The organism is Enterobacter sp. CPE_E1241 (genome assembly GCF_045618265.1).
GTDB lineage: Bacteria > Pseudomonadota > Gammaproteobacteria > Enterobacterales > Enterobacteriaceae > Enterobacter > Enterobacter adelaidei.
Genome location: NZ_JBIWYV010000001.1, coordinates 3,960,424 through 3,975,275 on the forward strand (window position 1 = coordinate 3,960,424; position 14,852 = coordinate 3,975,275).

Genomic DNA, 14,852 nt, shown 5'->3' on the forward strand with positions numbered 1-14,852 from the left:
AAAGAGGCGTAAAAACGTGACACAAGTCACCGAATTTAGCTTTTCAAAAATTTTTTAGCGGGGGGAGGACTCCCCCCATCAGATCATTTTACGATGGTTTTCACGCCGTCAGCGGTACCGATCAGCGCCACATCCGCGCCACGGTTGGCGAATAGCCCTACGGTCACTACGCCTGGAATGCCGTTGATGGCATTTTCCAGCGCGATAGCATCAAGGATTTCCAGACCGTGAACGTCGAGGATCACGTTACCGTTATCAGTGACTACGCCCTGACGATATTCCGGACGACCGCCCAGCTTCACCAGTTGACGGGCAACCGCGCTACGGGCCATCGGGATCACTTCCACCGGCAGCGGGAAATTACCCAGGATATCGACCTGCTTGGAGGCGTCCGCGATGCAGATGAACTTGTCCGCAACGGAGGCGATGATTTTTTCACGCGTCAGCGCTGCACCACCGCCTTTGATCATCTGCATATGGCCGTTAATCTCATCTGCGCCATCAACGTAAATCCCCAGACGGTCAACTTCGTTGAGATCGAAAACGGTAATGCCGAGGCTTTTCAGCTTTTCCGTGGAAGCATCGGAGCTGGAAACCGCGCCCTCGATTTGCCCCTTCATCGTGCCCAGCGCATCGATAAAGTGCGCCGCGGTTGATCCCGTACCGACACCGACAATGGTACCCGGCTGTACATACTGGAGAGCGGCCCATCCTACTGCTTTTTTCAGTTCATCCTGCGTCATGATCGTTTTGCCTGTGGTGTGAAAACTTAGGCCGCATTATAGAACACGTGAGGTGGAATTCGTCTGTCACAAAGGGAAAATTGTGTCATAGTGCAGAATAAGCCAAATTAAGGAGTCAGCCAGAACGATGAAACGTCCGGACTACAGAACACTACAGGCACTTGATGCAGTTATTCGTGAACGAGGTTTTGAGCGCGCGGCGCAAAAGCTTTGCATCACGCAGTCCGCCGTATCACAGCGTATCAAACAGCTTGAAAACATGTTCGGCCAGCCGCTGCTGGTACGTACCGTGCCGCCACGTCCAACCGAGCAAGGGCAAAAGCTTCTCGCCCTGCTGCGTCAGGTTGAACTACTGGAAGATGAATGGCTGGGTGACGAACAAACGGGCTCTACGCCACTGCTGCTCTCTCTGGCGGTCAACGCCGACAGTCTGGCAACCTGGCTGCTGCCGGCCCTGGCACCGGTATTAGCAGATTCCCCTATCCGCCTGAATTTGCAGGTTGAAGATGAAACCCGTACCCAGGAGCGCCTGCGTCGTGGTGAAGTGGTTGGTGCGGTCAGTATTCAGCCTCAGGCGCTGCCGAGCTGTCTTGTCGATCAGTTAGGCGCTCTGGATTACCTGTTTGTCGGTTCAAAAGCCTTTGCCGAGCGCTACTTCCCTAATGGTGTAACCCGCGCCGCACTGCTCAAAGCGCCAGCAGTCGCGTTCGACCATCTGGACGATATGCATCAGGCGTTCCTGCAGCAAAACTTTGACCTGCCGCCGGGCAGCGTACCGTGCCATATCGTCAACTCATCCGAAGCGTTTGTGCAGCTTGCGCGACAAGGCACCACCTGTTGCATGATCCCGCATCTGCAGATTGAGAAAGAGTTGAAAAGCGGAGAGCTGATTGACCTAACGCCGGGGCTGTATCAGCGCCGGATGCTCTACTGGCACCGTTTTGCGCCGGAAAGCCGCATGATGCGCAACGTGACCGATGCGCTACTGGCTTACGGGCACAAGGTGTTGAGACAGGATTAAAAAATAAGCCGGGTGGCGGCTTCGCCTTACCCGGCCTGCAGATTACTGAGCTGTTTTCTGCTGTGCTGCAACAGGCTCCAGCTGGAACACCACATCGACCTGATCGTCGAACTGGATCGTCGGCTGCTCGTAAGTTTCCTGAGCAGATACTGGCGCCGCATCGGCTTTCATCATCCGCACCATCGGGCTTGGCTGATAGTTAGAGACGTGGTAACGCACGCTGTAAACCGGGCCGAGCTTGCTGTTAAAGCCAGCGGCCAGCTGTTGCGCCTGATGCATCGCATCATCAATCGCCGCTTTACGCGCTTCGTCTTTGTATTTCTCCGGTTGCGCAACGCCCAGCGACACAGAGCGAATTTCGTTCAGCCCCGCCTTCAGCGCGCCATCCAATAATGCATTCAGCTTGTCCAGTTGACGCACCGTCACTTCGACAGTACGCACAGCACGGTAGCCTTTCAGAATGCTTTTGCCGTTCTGGTAGTCGTAATCGGGTTGAGTACGCAGGTTAGCGGAGTTGATATCTTTTTTACCTACACCGTTCTGCTCAAGAAAAGAGAGATATTGCGCAACACGATCGTCAGCCTGCTTCTTGGCAGATGCCGCATCTTTCGCAGCCACATTGACTTCAATCGCCAGGGTTGCAACATCCGGTACCGCATCCACACTTGCAGTGCCTGAAGTGACGATGTGCGGACCATCTGGCAGTTCACTTGCCTGCACCGACACCGCACCTAAACTCACTAATGCCGCCAGGGCCATCACTTTAAACTTCACTGTCATTCCTCCATGTTGCGAAGAGTGCCCCAACAACAGGGCGCATGCCAGCAAGCTTAGCGGGTCTTGTTCAGTTGTCCATAAGACAATGGCTTAGTTGAACAATTCCTGGACATGGTGAATGCCCTCTTTTGCCAACTGGAAGGCGATAAACCACATCACGAGACCCACCAGCGTGTTGATGATCCGCTGCGCTTTAGCAGTGCGAAGACGAGGGGCCAGCCAAGCCGCAAGTATGGCGAGACCGAAGAACCAGAGGAAAGAGGCGCTGACCGTGCCAAGCGCAAACCAGCGCTTCGGCTCAACATCCAGCTGTCCGCCCAGGCTCCCCAGCACCACAAAAGTATCGAGATAAACGTGCGGGTTAAGCCAGGTGACCGCCAGCATGGTGACGATGATCTTCCAGCGTCCCTGCTTCATAACTTCAGCGCTTGCCAGCTCAAGGTTGCTGCTCATGGCCGTTTTCAGTGCACCAAAACCGTACCACAGCAGGAACGCCACGCCGCCCCAGGTAACCAATGCAAGAAGCCACGGCGACTGCATCAGCAATGCACTACCGCCAAAAATCCCGGCGCAGATCAGCAGCAAATCGCTTACCGCGCACAGCAGGGCAATCATCAGATGATACTGGCGGCGAATGCCCTGGTTCATCACGAACGCATTTTGCGGGCCAAGCGGAAGGATCATGGCCGCACCTAAGGCAAGCCCTTGAAAGTAATAGGATAACATGACGAAACTCTCACAGTGTTGTTCTGGAAGCAGACTATACTGCGCGAATCACATTAGAGGAAATTGATAATATTAATTGGGGATTAGTCGTGCTTATAAAAATAATGCCCGGTGGTGCTAGCGCTTACCGGGCCTGGTGGTGAAGTTATTCTGCTTCTTTGACTTTTTTGACGTTTACGTCCATCTGCGGGTACGGGAAGCTGATGCCGTTAGCATCGAACTCACGTTTGATACGCTCCAGAACATCCCAGTAAACGTTTTGCAGATCGCTGCTTTTGCTCCAGATACGTACCACGAAGTTAATCGAAGAAGCACCCAGTTCGTTCAGGCGTACGGTCTGCTCTTTGTCTTTCAGAATGCGATCGTCTGAAGCAATGATATTGCTAATCAGCGACTTCACCTGATCGATATCGGAATCATATGCCACGCTGATGATCAGCTCATTTCGGCGCACAGGTTCGCGGGAAAAGTTGATGATGTTGCCTGCAATAATTTTCCCGTTTGGCACAACAACAATACGACCATCAACGGTACGCAGGGTGGTAGAGAAAATCTGTACCTGCAGTACCGTTCCGGCAATCCCACCAAGATCCACGTACTCACCAGAACGGAATGGGCGGAAGGTGACCAGCAGTACGCCGGCGGCCAGATTCGAGAGCGAGCCCTGCAATGCAAGGCCAATAGCCAGACCTGCTGCACCAAGCACGGCGATTACCGATGCGGTCTGTACGCCGACGCGTCCCAGCGCCGCAATCAGCGTAAAGGCGATAATGCCGTAGCGCACCAGTGCAGAGAGGAAATCTGCAACCGTGGCATCAATGTTTCGGGCGCGCATCACGCGGTTGACGGTGTTTGATACGATACGTGCCACGATCATCCCGACGATGAGGATGGCAATAGCCGCTACGATGTTTACGGCGTAGCTCAGCAGCAACTCCTGGTTACGCACCAGCCAGGTACCGGCGTTATTGATGCTGTCTACGACATCGAGTTGTTCCATTTATTCTTCCTTTTGTTAAACCAAAACACAAAAATCCATCCCCCATGGAGACAGGCAGGTCAGTAAAGGGTAAACAAAAAGCACCGGTTTTGCCAAACAGATCACAAAAACCTGTATAGCAGGTTCTTGAAAAAGCATAAAAAAAGGCCCGCATTTGCGGGCCTTCAGATGCTGTTAGCAGCTCAAATTACAGAACGTCAACCGCGTTCAGTTCTTTGAAAGCCTGCTCCAGACGGGTCACCATGGAAGTCTGCGCTGCGCGCAGCCATACGCGTGGATCGTAGTATTTCTTGTTCGGCTGGTCTTCGCCTTTCGGGTTGCCCAGCTGGCCCTGCAGGTAAGCTTCGTTAGTTTTGTAGTACTGCAGAATACCGTCCCAGGTAGCCCACTGGGTATCGGTATCAATGTTCATTTTCACTACACCGTAGCTTACGGAATCTTTGATTTCCTGAGCAGAAGAACCGGAACCGCCGTGGAAGACGAAGTTCAGGCTGTTGTGCGGCAGGTTGTGTTTCTTAGACACATATTCCTGAGAATCACGCAGGATAGTTGGGGTCAGAACCACGTTACCTGGTTTGTAAACGCCGTGCACGTTACCGAAGGACGCTGCAATGGTGAAGCGTGGGCTGATTTTGCTCAGCTCGGTGTAAGCGTAATCAACGTCTTCTGGCTGGGTGTACAGTGCAGAAGCGTCCATGTGGCTGTTGTCCACGCCGTCTTCTTCACCACCGGTGCAACCCAGTTCGATTTCCAGGGTCATGTCCATTTTGGCCATGCGCGCCAGGTATTTGGAGCAAATTTCGATGTTTTCGTGCAGTGACTCTTCAGACAGGTCGATCATATGAGAAGAGAACAGTGGCTTACCGGTAGCAGCGAAGTGTTTTTCACCCGCGTCCAGCAGACCGTCGATCCACGGCAGCAGTTTCTTCGCGCAGTGGTCAGTGTGCAGGATAACTGGAACACCGTAGTGTTCAGCCATCTGGTGTACGTGGTGCGCACCAGAGATAGCACCCAGGATTGCAGCACCCTGAGGAACGTCAGTTTTCACGCCTTTACCAGCGATGAACGCAGCACCGCCGTTAGAGAACTGAACGATAACCGGTGCTTTAACTTTTGCAGCGGCTTCCAGTACGGCGTTGATGGAGTCGGTACCTACGCAGTTAACTGCTGGCAGAGCGAAGTTGTTTTCTTTAGCTACCTGGAACACTTTCTGTACGTCATCACCAGTGATAACGCCAGGTTTTACGAAATCAAAAATTTTAGACATGTTGCTTAGTCCTGTATCTTCGGCCGTTAGAAAAGGTGCGAGCTCTTAAAAGCGCGCTGAAAATTGGGCAGGTTTCCCTGCCCTTGAATGGCTTACTTCTTAGCGCGCTCTTCGAGCATTGCTACTGCTGGCAGTACTTTGCCTTCCACGAATTCGAGGAATGCACCGCCACCAGTGGAGATGTAGGAGATCTTGTCAGCGATACCGAACAGGTCGATTGCCGCCAGGGTGTCACCACCACCTGCGATAGAAAACGCTTCGCTGTCTGCAATAGCGTTAGCAACGATTTCAGTCCCTTTGCGGAAGTTCGGGAATTCGAACACGCCAACAGGACCATTCCACAGGATAGTTTTTGCGTTTTTCAGGATTTCAGCCAGTTTCTGTGCAGAAACGTCGCCCAGGTCCAGAATTTGCTCTTCGTCTTTGATGTCGTTTACAGACTTCAGGGTCGCCGTTGCAGTTTCAGAGAACTCAGTAGCAACACGAACATCTGTTGGAACTGGAATATCACAGGTGCTCAGCAGGCGTTTAGCTTCGTCAACCAGGTCTGCTTCGTACAGGGATTTACCCACGTTGTGACCTTGAGCAGCAACGAAGGTGTTCGCGATACCACCGCCAACGATCAGCTGGTCAGCAATTTTAGACAGGGAGTCCAGAACGGTCAGCTTGGTAGAAACTTTAGAACCACCAACGATAGCAACCATTGGACGAGCTGGTTCTTTCAGTGCTTTACCCAGCGCTTCCAGTTCGTCAGCCAGCAGAGGACCTGCACAGGCTACGTCTGCAAATTTACCGATACCGTGGGTAGAAGCCTGCGCACGGTGAGCAGTACCGAAAGCATCCATTACGAATACGTCGCACAGTGCAGCGTATTTTTTGGACAGTGTTTCGTCGTCTTTCTTCTCGCCTTTGTTGAAGCGAACGTTTTCCAGAACAACCAGCTCACCGGCAGCAACTTCAACGCCGTCCAGGTAATCTTTCACCAGGCGAACCGGGTTGGACAGTTTGTCTTTCAGGTAATTAACAACTGGCAGCAGAGAGAACTCTTCGTTGTACTCGCCTTCGGTTGGACGACCCAGGTGGGAGGTTACCATCACTTTAGCGCCCTGCTTCAGAGCCAGTTCGATGGTTGGCAGAGATGCACGGATACGCGCGTCGCTGGTCACTTTACCCTCTTTAACCGGTACGTTCAGATCAGCACGGATGAAAACGCGTTTACCAGCCAGATCCAGATCGGTCATCTTAATTACAGACATGGTGAATCCTCTCGTTGATTCTTAAAGTTTTGCAGACGCACGATGCGTCTTACCTGAAACCTTGAGCGGCCATTGCTAACGTAGTGTCGAGCATTCGGTTAGCAAAGCCCCATTCGTTATCACACCAGACCAGCGTCTTGATAAGGTGTGCGCCACTGACGCGCGTTTGAGTGCCATCAACGATGGCGCTGTGCGGGTCGTGGTTAAAATCTACTGAGACCAACGGCAATTCCGTATAGTCAACTATACCATGAAATGCACCCTGTGCCGCTTTTTGCAGCAACATGTTGACTTCACAGGCTTTTACCGGTTTTTTCACCGTCACACTAAGATCAATTGCAGTGACGTTTATCGTCGGAACGCGCACGGCAATCGCTTCAAAACGGTCATTAAACTGCGGGAAAATACGTGTGATCCCTGCAGCCAGTTTTGTGTCCACCGGAATGATTGACTGGCTCGCCGCGCGAGTGCGTCGTAAATCCGGATGGTAGGCGTCGATCACCTGCTGGTCGTGCATGGCGGAGTGAATCGTGGTCACCGTACCGGATTCAATGCCATATGCATCGTCTAACAGTTTAATGACCGGAATAATGCAGTTAGTGGTACAGGAGGCGTTGGAGACAATGCGATGTTCAGCTTGCAGCTCATGCTGGTTGACGCCAAACACGACGGTCGCGTCGAGATCGTTGCTGCCGGGATGAGAGAACAGGACTTTTTTCGCACCTGCTGCCAGATGGGCTTCGCCATGTCCGCGGTTGCCATACACGCCGGTACAGTCAAGCACCACATCCACACCCAATTCACGCCAGGGTAGCCCGGTAATGCTGTTCTCATGCAGCACACGAATAGCGTCATCACCGACAAAAAGCTGATCTCTTTCCTGGCGCACATCCCAGGCAAAGCGTCCGTGGCTGGTGTCATATTTCAACAAATGCGCCATGCCCGTAGCATCCGCCAGTTCATTGATTGCCACCACGGTTATTTCCGCCCGACGTCCGGATTCATACAAAGCACGAACCACATTACGTCCGATGCGACCGAAGCCATTAATCGCTACGCGTACGGTCATAGATCTCCTGCAAAGCTATCCCTGGGTTTGAGGTGGCTGAAAGAGTAATCCAGCTACGCCCGAAGGGGAATCCTTGCTGTCACAAACTGCGATTGATTGGTCAATTGTCGAACATTTAATCGACTGAAACGCTTCAGCAAGAATAAGCGAATCGGGGAATAAAAGGAATGTCTGTCCAGATGAATAAGCGAGCTATATGACTTGCGTCACATTTTAGGTGGAATAATGACAACAAAAAAGCCGGGTGGCGCGCTAGCGCTTACCCGGCCTACTTTCGAGCCATTTGTAAGCCCGGTTAGCGTAGCGCCACCGGGCAAAACGGCGATTACAGCAGTTCTTTCGCTTTCGCTACAACGTTCTCAACGGTGAAGCCGAACTCTTCGAACAGCAGCTCTGCCGGTGCAGACTCACCGAAGGTGGTCATACCGACGATTGCGCCATTCAGGCCCACATATTTGAACCAGTAGTCAGCAATACCCGCTTCCACCGCCACACGAGCAGTAACCGCTTTAGGCAGTACGGACTCGCGGTATGCAGCATCCTGCTTGTCGAACGCATCGGTAGACGGCATGGAGACCACACGCGCTTTAACGCCTTCGGCAGACAGTTTGTCCCATGCCGCAACAGCCAGCTCAACTTCAGAACCGGTAGCGATGAAGATCAGTTCAGGCTGACCTGCACAATCTTTCAGCACATAACCACCGCGAGCGATATTCGCCAGCTGCTCTGGAGTACGATCCTGCTGTGCCAGGTTCTGGCGGGAGAGGATCAGTGCGGTTGGGCCATCCTGACGCTCAACACCGTATTTCCACGCCACTGCGGATTCAACCTGGTCACATGGACGCCATGTGCTCATGTTCGGAGTCACACGCAGAGAAGCCACCTGCTCTACCGGCTGGTGAGTTGGACCATCTTCGCCCAGACCGATGGAGTCGTGGGTATAGACCATCACCTGACGCTGTTTCATCAGCGCAGCCATACGTACGGCGTTACGTGCGTACTCTACGAACATCAGGAAGGTAGAGGTATACGGCAGGAAACCACCGTGCAGGGAGATACCGTTAGCAATTGCCGTCATACCGAATTCACGTACACCATAATGGATGTAGTTACCGGCAGTATCTTCATTGATCGCTTTAGAACCGGACCACAGGGTCAGGTTAGAAGGCGCCAGGTCAGCAGAACCGCCCAGGAATTCAGGCAACAGTGGGCCAAATGCTTCAATCGCATTTTGAGACGCTTTACGGCTGGCGATTTTAGATGGGTTCGCCTGCAGCTTAGCGATGAACTCGTTCGCTTTCGCATCGAAGTCAGACGGCATATCGCCTTTCATGCGACGGGTGAACTCAGCAGCTTCCTGTGGGAAGGCTTTAGCATACGCCACGAACTTCTCGTTCCATGCGGCTTCTTTCGCCTGACCTGCTTCTTTGGCATCCCACTGAGCATAAATGTCAGATGGGATTTCGAATGCCGGGTGTTTCCAGCCCAGCGCTTCGCGCGTCAGTGCAATTTCCGCGTCGCCCAGTGGCGCACCGTGGGAATCGTGGGTACCGGCTTTGTTCGGTGAACCGAAGCCGATAATGGTTTTGCACATCAGCAGGGATGGTTTGTCAGTGACAGCGCGCGCTTCTTCTACTGCACGTTTAATCGAGTCAGCATCGTGGCCATCAACACCACGCACAACGTGCCAGCCATAGGCTTCAAAACGTTTAGCGGTGTCATCGGTGAACCAGCCCTCAACGTGACCGTCAATGGAGATACCATTGTCGTCGTAGAACGCAACCAGTTTGCCCAGTTTCAGGGTACCCGCCAGGGAGCACACTTCGTGAGAAATGCCTTCCATCATGCAGCCATCACCCATGAACGCGTAGGTGAAGTGGTCTACGATGTCGTGGCCAGGACGGTTGAACTGCGCCGCCAGGGTCTTCTCAGCAATCGCCATACCCACAGCGTTCGCAATACCCTGGCCCAGTGGACCGGTCGTGGTTTCAACACCAGCGGTGTAACCCACTTCCGGGTGACCTGGAGTTTTGGAGTGCAGCTGACGGAAGTTTTTCAGCTCTTCAATTGGCAGATCGTAGCCAGTGAGGTGCAGCAGGCTATAGATCAGCATAGAGCCGTGGCCGTTGGACAGCACGAAACGGTCGCGGTCAGCCCATGCCGGGTTCTGCGGGTTGTGGTTCAGGAAATCACGCCACAGGACTTCGGCGATATCAGCCATACCCATAGGGGCCCCTGGGTGGCCGGATTTGGCTTTCTGTACTGCGTCCATGCTCAGCGCACGAATAGCATTAGCAAGCTCTTTACGTGAGGACATTTTAACTCCAGATCGGACTGTTAAAGGCCATGCCCTTGACGACAGCGCGTTTTGGGCTACGCCGGAAAAAAGTGCCAACAATGTAACCCAAGCGGCATGCCATGTACATGGAGCATTCTTTTGCAGCTTAAGAAATCTCTGGATCATGCTCGCATGTTGCGCAATCTGCTCGCCCGGCCCCGTAGATATTCCTTATACTTAGCCCGACCCCGGCTTCGTTGCCGGTGTACTTTTCGGATTTTATTCAGATTAACGAGTACGGAAGCAACCTCATGAAAATGCGTGCAATAGTGCTGGCCCTGGGAACAACGCTCCTGCTGAGCGGCTGTCAGAATATGGATTCTAACGGCCTGATGACCTCAGGCGCAGAAGCTTTTCAGGCTTATTCCCTGAGCGACGCGCAGGTAAAAGCGCTGAGCGACCAGGCCTGTAAAGATATGGACGGAAAAGCCACACTTGCCCCAGCTAACAGTACCTACACGCAGCGTCTGAATAAGATTGCTTCCGCGCTGGGCGATAACATCAATGGCCAGCCGGTAAACTACAAGGTTTACATGGCCAAAGACGTGAACGCTTTCGCGATGGCGAACGGTTGTATACGCGTCTATAGCGGGCTGATGGATATGATGACCGACAACGAAGTTGAAGCGGTGATCGGCCATGAAATGGGCCACGTTGCACTCGGTCACGTGAAGAAAGGGATGCAGGTTGCCTTAGGCACCAACGCCATTCGCGCAGCGGCGGCTTCAGCGGGCGGTATTGTTGGTAGCCTGTCGCAGTCTCAGCTTGGCGATGTCGGAGAAAAGCTGGTTAATTCTCAGTTCTCCCAGCGTCAGGAGTCCGAAGCGGATGACTACTCCTACGATCTGTTGCGCAAACGTGGCATTAATCCATCAGGTTTAGCCACCAGCTTCGAAAAACTGGCCAAACTGGAAGCAGGACGTCAAAGCTCAATGTTTGATGATCACCCAGCCTCAGAAGAGCGCGCGCAGCATATTCGCGACCGTATGGCCGCAGACGGAATTAAATAATTTCAGAAGGAGGCTGTTGTGCCTCCTTTTCAAAAGCACAAAAAAGCCCTCACCAGTTGGTGAGGGCTTTTACTTAACCGCTAAACTTACTCGCCTTTTTTCGCCGCCTGGATGTAAAGCATTTCCAGTGCCAGCGTCGCCGCAGCCAGAGCAGTAATTTCGGACTGATCGTAAGCCGGAGCCACTTCCACCACGTCCATCCCGACGATGTTCAGATCTTTCAGACCACGAACCAGTTTGATGGCACGGTCAGAGGTCAGGCCGCCGATCACCGGGGTACCGGTACCTGGTGCAAACGCCGGATCCAGGCAATCGATATCGAAGGTCAGGTAGACCGGCATGTCGCCCACAATCTGCTTCACCTGCGCGATGATGTCATCAACACCGCGATCGTTTACCTGGCAGGCGTCCAGCACGGTAAAGCCGTTATCTTTATCGAACTCAGTACGAATACCGATCTGCACGGAGTGGTTTGGATCGATAAGGCCTTCGTTTGGCGCGGTGAAGAACATGGTGCCGTGGTCAAACTCGCAGCCGTTCGCATAAGTGTCGGTATGTGCATCAAAGTGCACCAGCGCCATTTTACCGAAGTGTTTTGCGTGCGCACGCAGCAGCGGCAGGGTCACGAAGTGGTCGCCGCCGAAGGAGAGCATGCGCTTACCGGCAGCCAGCAGCTTCTCGGCGTGCGCCTGCAGCTTTTCGCTCATCTCACGCGCGTCGCCGAAGGCGTACACCAGGTCACCGCAGTCCACCACGTTCAGGCGCTCGCGCATGTCGAAGTTCCACGGGAAGCGGTTGTGCTCCCAGGCCAGGTTAGTCGATACCTGACGGATCGCCGCCGGGCCATGACGGCCACCGGCACGACCCGAGGTTGCCATATCAAATGGCACGCCAGTGATAACCCAGTCGGCATCGCTGTCGTACGGCTGGAAGTTCATCGGAAGGCGTAAAAAACCAAACGCGTTAGATACCAGAGAGTTATCGTACTGATGACCTAAAGTGCTCATGTCCTGACCTCTTTTAAAGTCGATTCATTAAAAACAGATGAAAAAAAATCCCCTCCGCGTCGTTAAACCCGACGAGGAAGGGATTGATTCGTAAATAGCATATTGGGGTGAATTATCGCCGCTAATTCATACGGGTTCAAGAGAGTATAGGGCATTGTGCGGTCTGATGCCCTCACCCCGCCCCTCTCCCATAGGGAAAGGGAGATTTACCTTACTCGTCTTCCAGGTAGGTGTACCCGTACAGACCCGCTTCAAACTCTTCCAGGAACTGCTGCTGCAATGTTTCGTCAAGACCGGTATTTTTCACCTGGTCGCGGAACTGGGTGAGCAACGTTTTCGGATCCAGCTGAACGTATTCCAGCATGTCCGCCACTGTATCCCCTTCGTCAGACAGCTCCACTTCCACGCTGCCATCCGGGAAGACAAACACATCAACCGCTTCGGTATCACCGAACAGGTTGTGCATGTTACCGAGGATCTCCTGGTATGCCCCGACCATGAAGAAGCCCAGCATTGGCGGGTTCTCAGGGTCGTATTCCGGCATTGGCATGGTGGTCGCAATACCATCGCCATCCACGTAGTGGTCGATAGCGCCGTCGGAATCACAGGTGATGTCCAGCAGCACCGCACGACGTTCCGGAGCATGGTTCAACCCTTCCAGCGGCAGAACCGGGAACAACTGATCGATACCCCATGCATCCGGCATCGACTGGAACAGGGAGAAGTTGACGTAAATCTTGTCCGCCATACGTTCCTGCAGCTCGTCGATAATCGGACGGTGTGCGCGGTTGCTCGGGTCGAGCTGTTTCTGCACTTCATGACACATGTTCAGATAGAGCTGTTCGGCCCACGCGCGCTCCTGCAGGCTAAAGTTACCTGAAGAGTAGCCAACGTGAATATCGTGCAGATCCATCTGGCTGTCGTGCAGCCACTCGCGCAGGGAACGGCGCGTGCCCGGTTCGTGCATCTCCTGCCAGGTTTCCCACATATTTTGCAGGGAACGAGGCGCATCATCCTGCGGCGGCGTGGCTTCGGAAATTTCGCTACGCTCTACGCCGATAATGTTGGACACCAGCACCGTATGGTGCGCGGTTACTGCGCGGCCGGATTCAGTGATCACCGTCGGATGCGGCAAACCGTGTTCTTCACACGCATCGCCAATCGCCCAGATGATGTTGTTAGCATATTCGTTCAGGCCGTAGTTCACAGAGCAGTCAGACTGAGAACGCGTGCCTTCATAGTCCACGCCCAGGCCGCCGCCCACGTCGAAGCACTGAATATTCACGCCAAGCTTGTGCAGCTCAACGTAGAAACGCGCCGACTCACGTACGCCTGTCGCGATGTCGCGAATGTTGGCCATCTGCGAACCGAGGTGGAAGTGCAGCAGCTGAATGCTGTCCAGACGACCGCGCTCGCGCAGGATCTCCACCAGTTGCAGTACCTGGTTCGCCGCCAGGCCGAACTTGGATTTTTCGCCACCGGAGGACTGCCATTTACCAGACCCCTGAGAGGCCAGACGCGCACGCACACCGAGGCGTGGGATCACGTTCAGACGCTCGGCTTCTTCCAGCACAATAGCGATTTCGGTCATCTTCTCGATAACCAGATAGACCTTATGACCCATCTTTTCGCCAATCAGCGCCAGACGAATATATTCACGGTCTTTATAGCCGTTACAGACGATAACTGAACGGGTCATGCCCGCATGCGCCAGCACGGCCATCAGTTCTGCTTTTGAACCAGCTTCCAGGCCCAGCGGTTCGCCGGAGTGGATTAGCGATTCAATCACGCGGCGGTGCTGGTTCACCTTGATCGGGTAAACCAGGAAATAGTCGCCTTTATAACCGTAGGATTCACGCGCACGTTTGAACGCGGCGTTAATCGAACGCAGGCGGTGTTGCAGGATCTGCGGGAAGCAGAACAGTGCAGGCAAACGCTGGCCCTGTGCTTCGCGGGCTTTCACCAGTTTGGCGAGATCCACGCGCGCTTCAGGAACGTCAGGGTCCGGGCAAACGCTGATGTGGCCCAGTTCGTTGACGTCGTAGTAGTTATTGCCCCACCAGGCAATATTGTAAGTGCGCAGCATCTTGCTGGCTTCCTGGGAGCTCATCGCAACCTCCTGCATAGAACGTAGTACACCCTGTTCGCCCGCTGACGAAGGCGAAAAAGAAGACATGTCGTCAGACATAGCGAACCTCAACTCTTTGTATTAAGTGTAAAACAGTTGACTACTATCGCAGCGTTATACGGCGATAACAACCCATAAACGGCTCCGTTTCCCAGCAGAGTATGCTGAAATCCAGACCGTGCGACCGGTTTCTTATTCATATCATTGTAAAACACGTATCCGAACTCTGTATGACAAGGTTCGGCGAAACCACGAGAAAACTCTTGTATTAACAAGAGCGCCCTTGTTCAGTTTTCACAAAGCGTGACCGGCCCTGGAATCCTGAGAAGCGCCGAGATGGGTATAACATCGGCAGGTTTGCAGACTAGAAATGCGGGTTGCGGGAATCAAATGCGCGCCAGAACGGCTGCGCTGAATTAGCGGAAAACGATGGTTCATTATCTCGTATCACCTCCACGGCCGCCTCTGCTGAAACGGACCACAAGCCAAAGCTAAAAGTTCACTGCTTAA

The 14,852-nt window shown here is 53.5% G+C and carries 13 protein-coding genes; 2 read left to right on the top strand and 11 right to left on the bottom strand.

The window, feature by feature from the left end; genetic code table 11:
• Window positions 1-83 precede the first annotated feature (83 nt).
• Window positions 84-743 (bottom strand): ribose-5-phosphate isomerase RpiA, encoded by a 660-nt coding sequence (gene rpiA, locus ACJ9Y9_RS19365; protein WP_003860091.1) that lies wholly within the window; start codon window positions 741-743, stop codon window positions 84-86.
• Window positions 744-870: 127 nt separating this feature from the next.
• Between rpiA and argP the strand changes: the two genes are divergently transcribed.
• Window positions 871-1,764, top strand: coding sequence for a DNA-binding transcriptional regulator ArgP (argP, locus tag ACJ9Y9_RS19370; RefSeq protein WP_008499727.1), 894 nt, complete (start codon window positions 871-873; stop codon window positions 1,762-1,764).
• Between the two features lie 42 nt (window positions 1,765-1,806).
• On the opposite strand, the gene ACJ9Y9_RS19375 is transcribed toward argP, so the two are convergent.
• From ACJ9Y9_RS19375 to tkt, 7 genes are all read right to left on the bottom strand, one after another.
• Window positions 1,807-2,538, bottom strand: coding sequence for an oxidative stress defense protein (locus ACJ9Y9_RS19375; protein ID WP_028016967.1), 732 nt, complete (start codon window positions 2,536-2,538; stop codon window positions 1,807-1,809).
• Window positions 2,539-2,631: 93 nt separating this feature from the next.
• Entirely contained in the window at window positions 2,632-3,267 is a 636-nt protein-coding gene (argO, locus tag ACJ9Y9_RS19380; protein ID WP_021242063.1) for an arginine exporter ArgO, read from the bottom strand.
• 145 nt (window positions 3,268-3,412) lie between these two features.
• Window positions 3,413-4,267 (bottom strand): small-conductance mechanosensitive channel MscS, encoded by an 855-nt coding sequence (locus ACJ9Y9_RS19385; protein WP_028016968.1) that lies wholly within the window; start codon window positions 4,265-4,267, stop codon window positions 3,413-3,415.
• 187 nt (window positions 4,268-4,454) lie between these two features.
• Complete coding sequence (gene fbaA / locus ACJ9Y9_RS19390; protein ID WP_028016969.1) at window positions 4,455-5,534, bottom strand: class II fructose-bisphosphate aldolase; 1,080 nt, start codon at window positions 5,532-5,534, stop codon at window positions 4,455-4,457.
• Between the two features lie 92 nt (window positions 5,535-5,626).
• Window positions 5,627-6,790 (bottom strand): phosphoglycerate kinase, encoded by a 1,164-nt coding sequence (pgk, locus tag ACJ9Y9_RS19395; protein ID WP_028016970.1) that lies wholly within the window; start codon window positions 6,788-6,790, stop codon window positions 5,627-5,629.
• Between the two features lie 49 nt (window positions 6,791-6,839).
• A complete protein-coding gene (gene epd, locus ACJ9Y9_RS19400) occupies window positions 6,840-7,859 on the bottom strand; it encodes an erythrose-4-phosphate dehydrogenase (protein ID WP_028016971.1) in 1,020 nt (339 codons plus the stop codon).
• A 325-nt stretch (window positions 7,860-8,184) separates the two neighbouring features.
• Window positions 8,185-10,176 (bottom strand): transketolase, encoded by a 1,992-nt coding sequence (gene tkt / locus ACJ9Y9_RS19405; RefSeq protein WP_028016972.1) that lies wholly within the window; start codon window positions 10,174-10,176, stop codon window positions 8,185-8,187.
• A 272-nt stretch (window positions 10,177-10,448) separates the two neighbouring features.
• On the opposite strand from tkt, the gene ACJ9Y9_RS19410 reads away from it, so the two are divergent.
• Entirely contained in the window at window positions 10,449-11,207 is a 759-nt protein-coding gene (locus ACJ9Y9_RS19410; RefSeq protein ID WP_021242066.1) for a M48 family metallopeptidase, read from the top strand.
• An 86-nt stretch (window positions 11,208-11,293) separates the two neighbouring features.
• On the opposite strand, the gene speB is transcribed toward ACJ9Y9_RS19410, so the two are convergent.
• The 3 genes from speB to yqgB all read right to left on the bottom strand — a co-directional run bounded on the left by speB (window position 11,294) and on the right by yqgB (window position 14,542).
• Complete coding sequence (speB, locus tag ACJ9Y9_RS19415; protein ID WP_025757725.1) at window positions 11,294-12,214, bottom strand: agmatinase; 921 nt, start codon at window positions 12,212-12,214, stop codon at window positions 11,294-11,296.
• A 211-nt stretch (window positions 12,215-12,425) separates the two neighbouring features.
• The gene (gene speA, locus ACJ9Y9_RS19420; protein WP_028016973.1) at window positions 12,426-14,402 is read right to left on the bottom strand and encodes a biosynthetic arginine decarboxylase; all 1,977 of its coding nucleotides are present in this window, start codon (window positions 14,400-14,402) and stop codon (window positions 12,426-12,428) included.
• Window positions 14,403-14,410: 8 nt separating this feature from the next.
• Window positions 14,411-14,542, bottom strand: coding sequence for an acid stress response protein YqgB (yqgB, locus tag ACJ9Y9_RS19425; RefSeq protein ID WP_127312443.1), 132 nt, complete (start codon window positions 14,540-14,542; stop codon window positions 14,411-14,413).
• Window positions 14,543-14,852: the final 310 nt, after the last annotated feature.

Coding starts and splice junctions, on each gene's coding strand:
- rpiA (WP_003860091.1), bottom strand. CDS start 743: ATGACGCAGGATGAACTGAAAAAAGCAGTAGGATGGGCCGCTCTCCAG.
- argP (WP_008499727.1), top strand. CDS start 871: ATGAAACGTCCGGACTACAGAACACTACAGGCACTTGATGCAGTTATT.
- argO (WP_021242063.1), bottom strand. CDS start 3,267: ATGTTATCCTATTACTTTCAAGGGCTTGCCTTAGGTGCGGCCATGATC.
- ACJ9Y9_RS19385 (WP_028016968.1), bottom strand. CDS start 4,267: ATGGAACAACTCGATGTCGTAGACAGCATCAATAACGCCGGTACCTGG.
- fbaA (WP_028016969.1), bottom strand. CDS start 5,534: ATGTCTAAAATTTTTGATTTCGTAAAACCTGGCGTTATCACTGGTGAT.
- pgk (WP_028016970.1), bottom strand. CDS start 6,790: ATGTCTGTAATTAAGATGACCGATCTGGATCTGGCTGGTAAACGCGTT.
- epd (WP_028016971.1), bottom strand. CDS start 7,859: ATGACCGTACGCGTAGCGATTAATGGCTTCGGTCGCATCGGACGTAAT.
- tkt (WP_028016972.1), bottom strand. CDS start 10,176: ATGTCCTCACGTAAAGAGCTTGCTAATGCTATTCGTGCGCTGAGCATG.
- ACJ9Y9_RS19410 (WP_021242066.1), top strand. CDS start 10,449: ATGAAAATGCGTGCAATAGTGCTGGCCCTGGGAACAACGCTCCTGCTG.
- speB (WP_025757725.1), bottom strand. CDS start 12,214: ATGAGCACTTTAGGTCATCAGTACGATAACTCTCTGGTATCTAACGCG.
- speA (WP_028016973.1), bottom strand. CDS start 14,402: ATGTCTGACGACATGTCTTCTTTTTCGCCTTCGTCAGCGGGCGAACAG.
- yqgB (WP_127312443.1), bottom strand. CDS start 14,542: ATGAATAAGAAACCGGTCGCACGGTCTGGATTTCAGCATACTCTGCTG.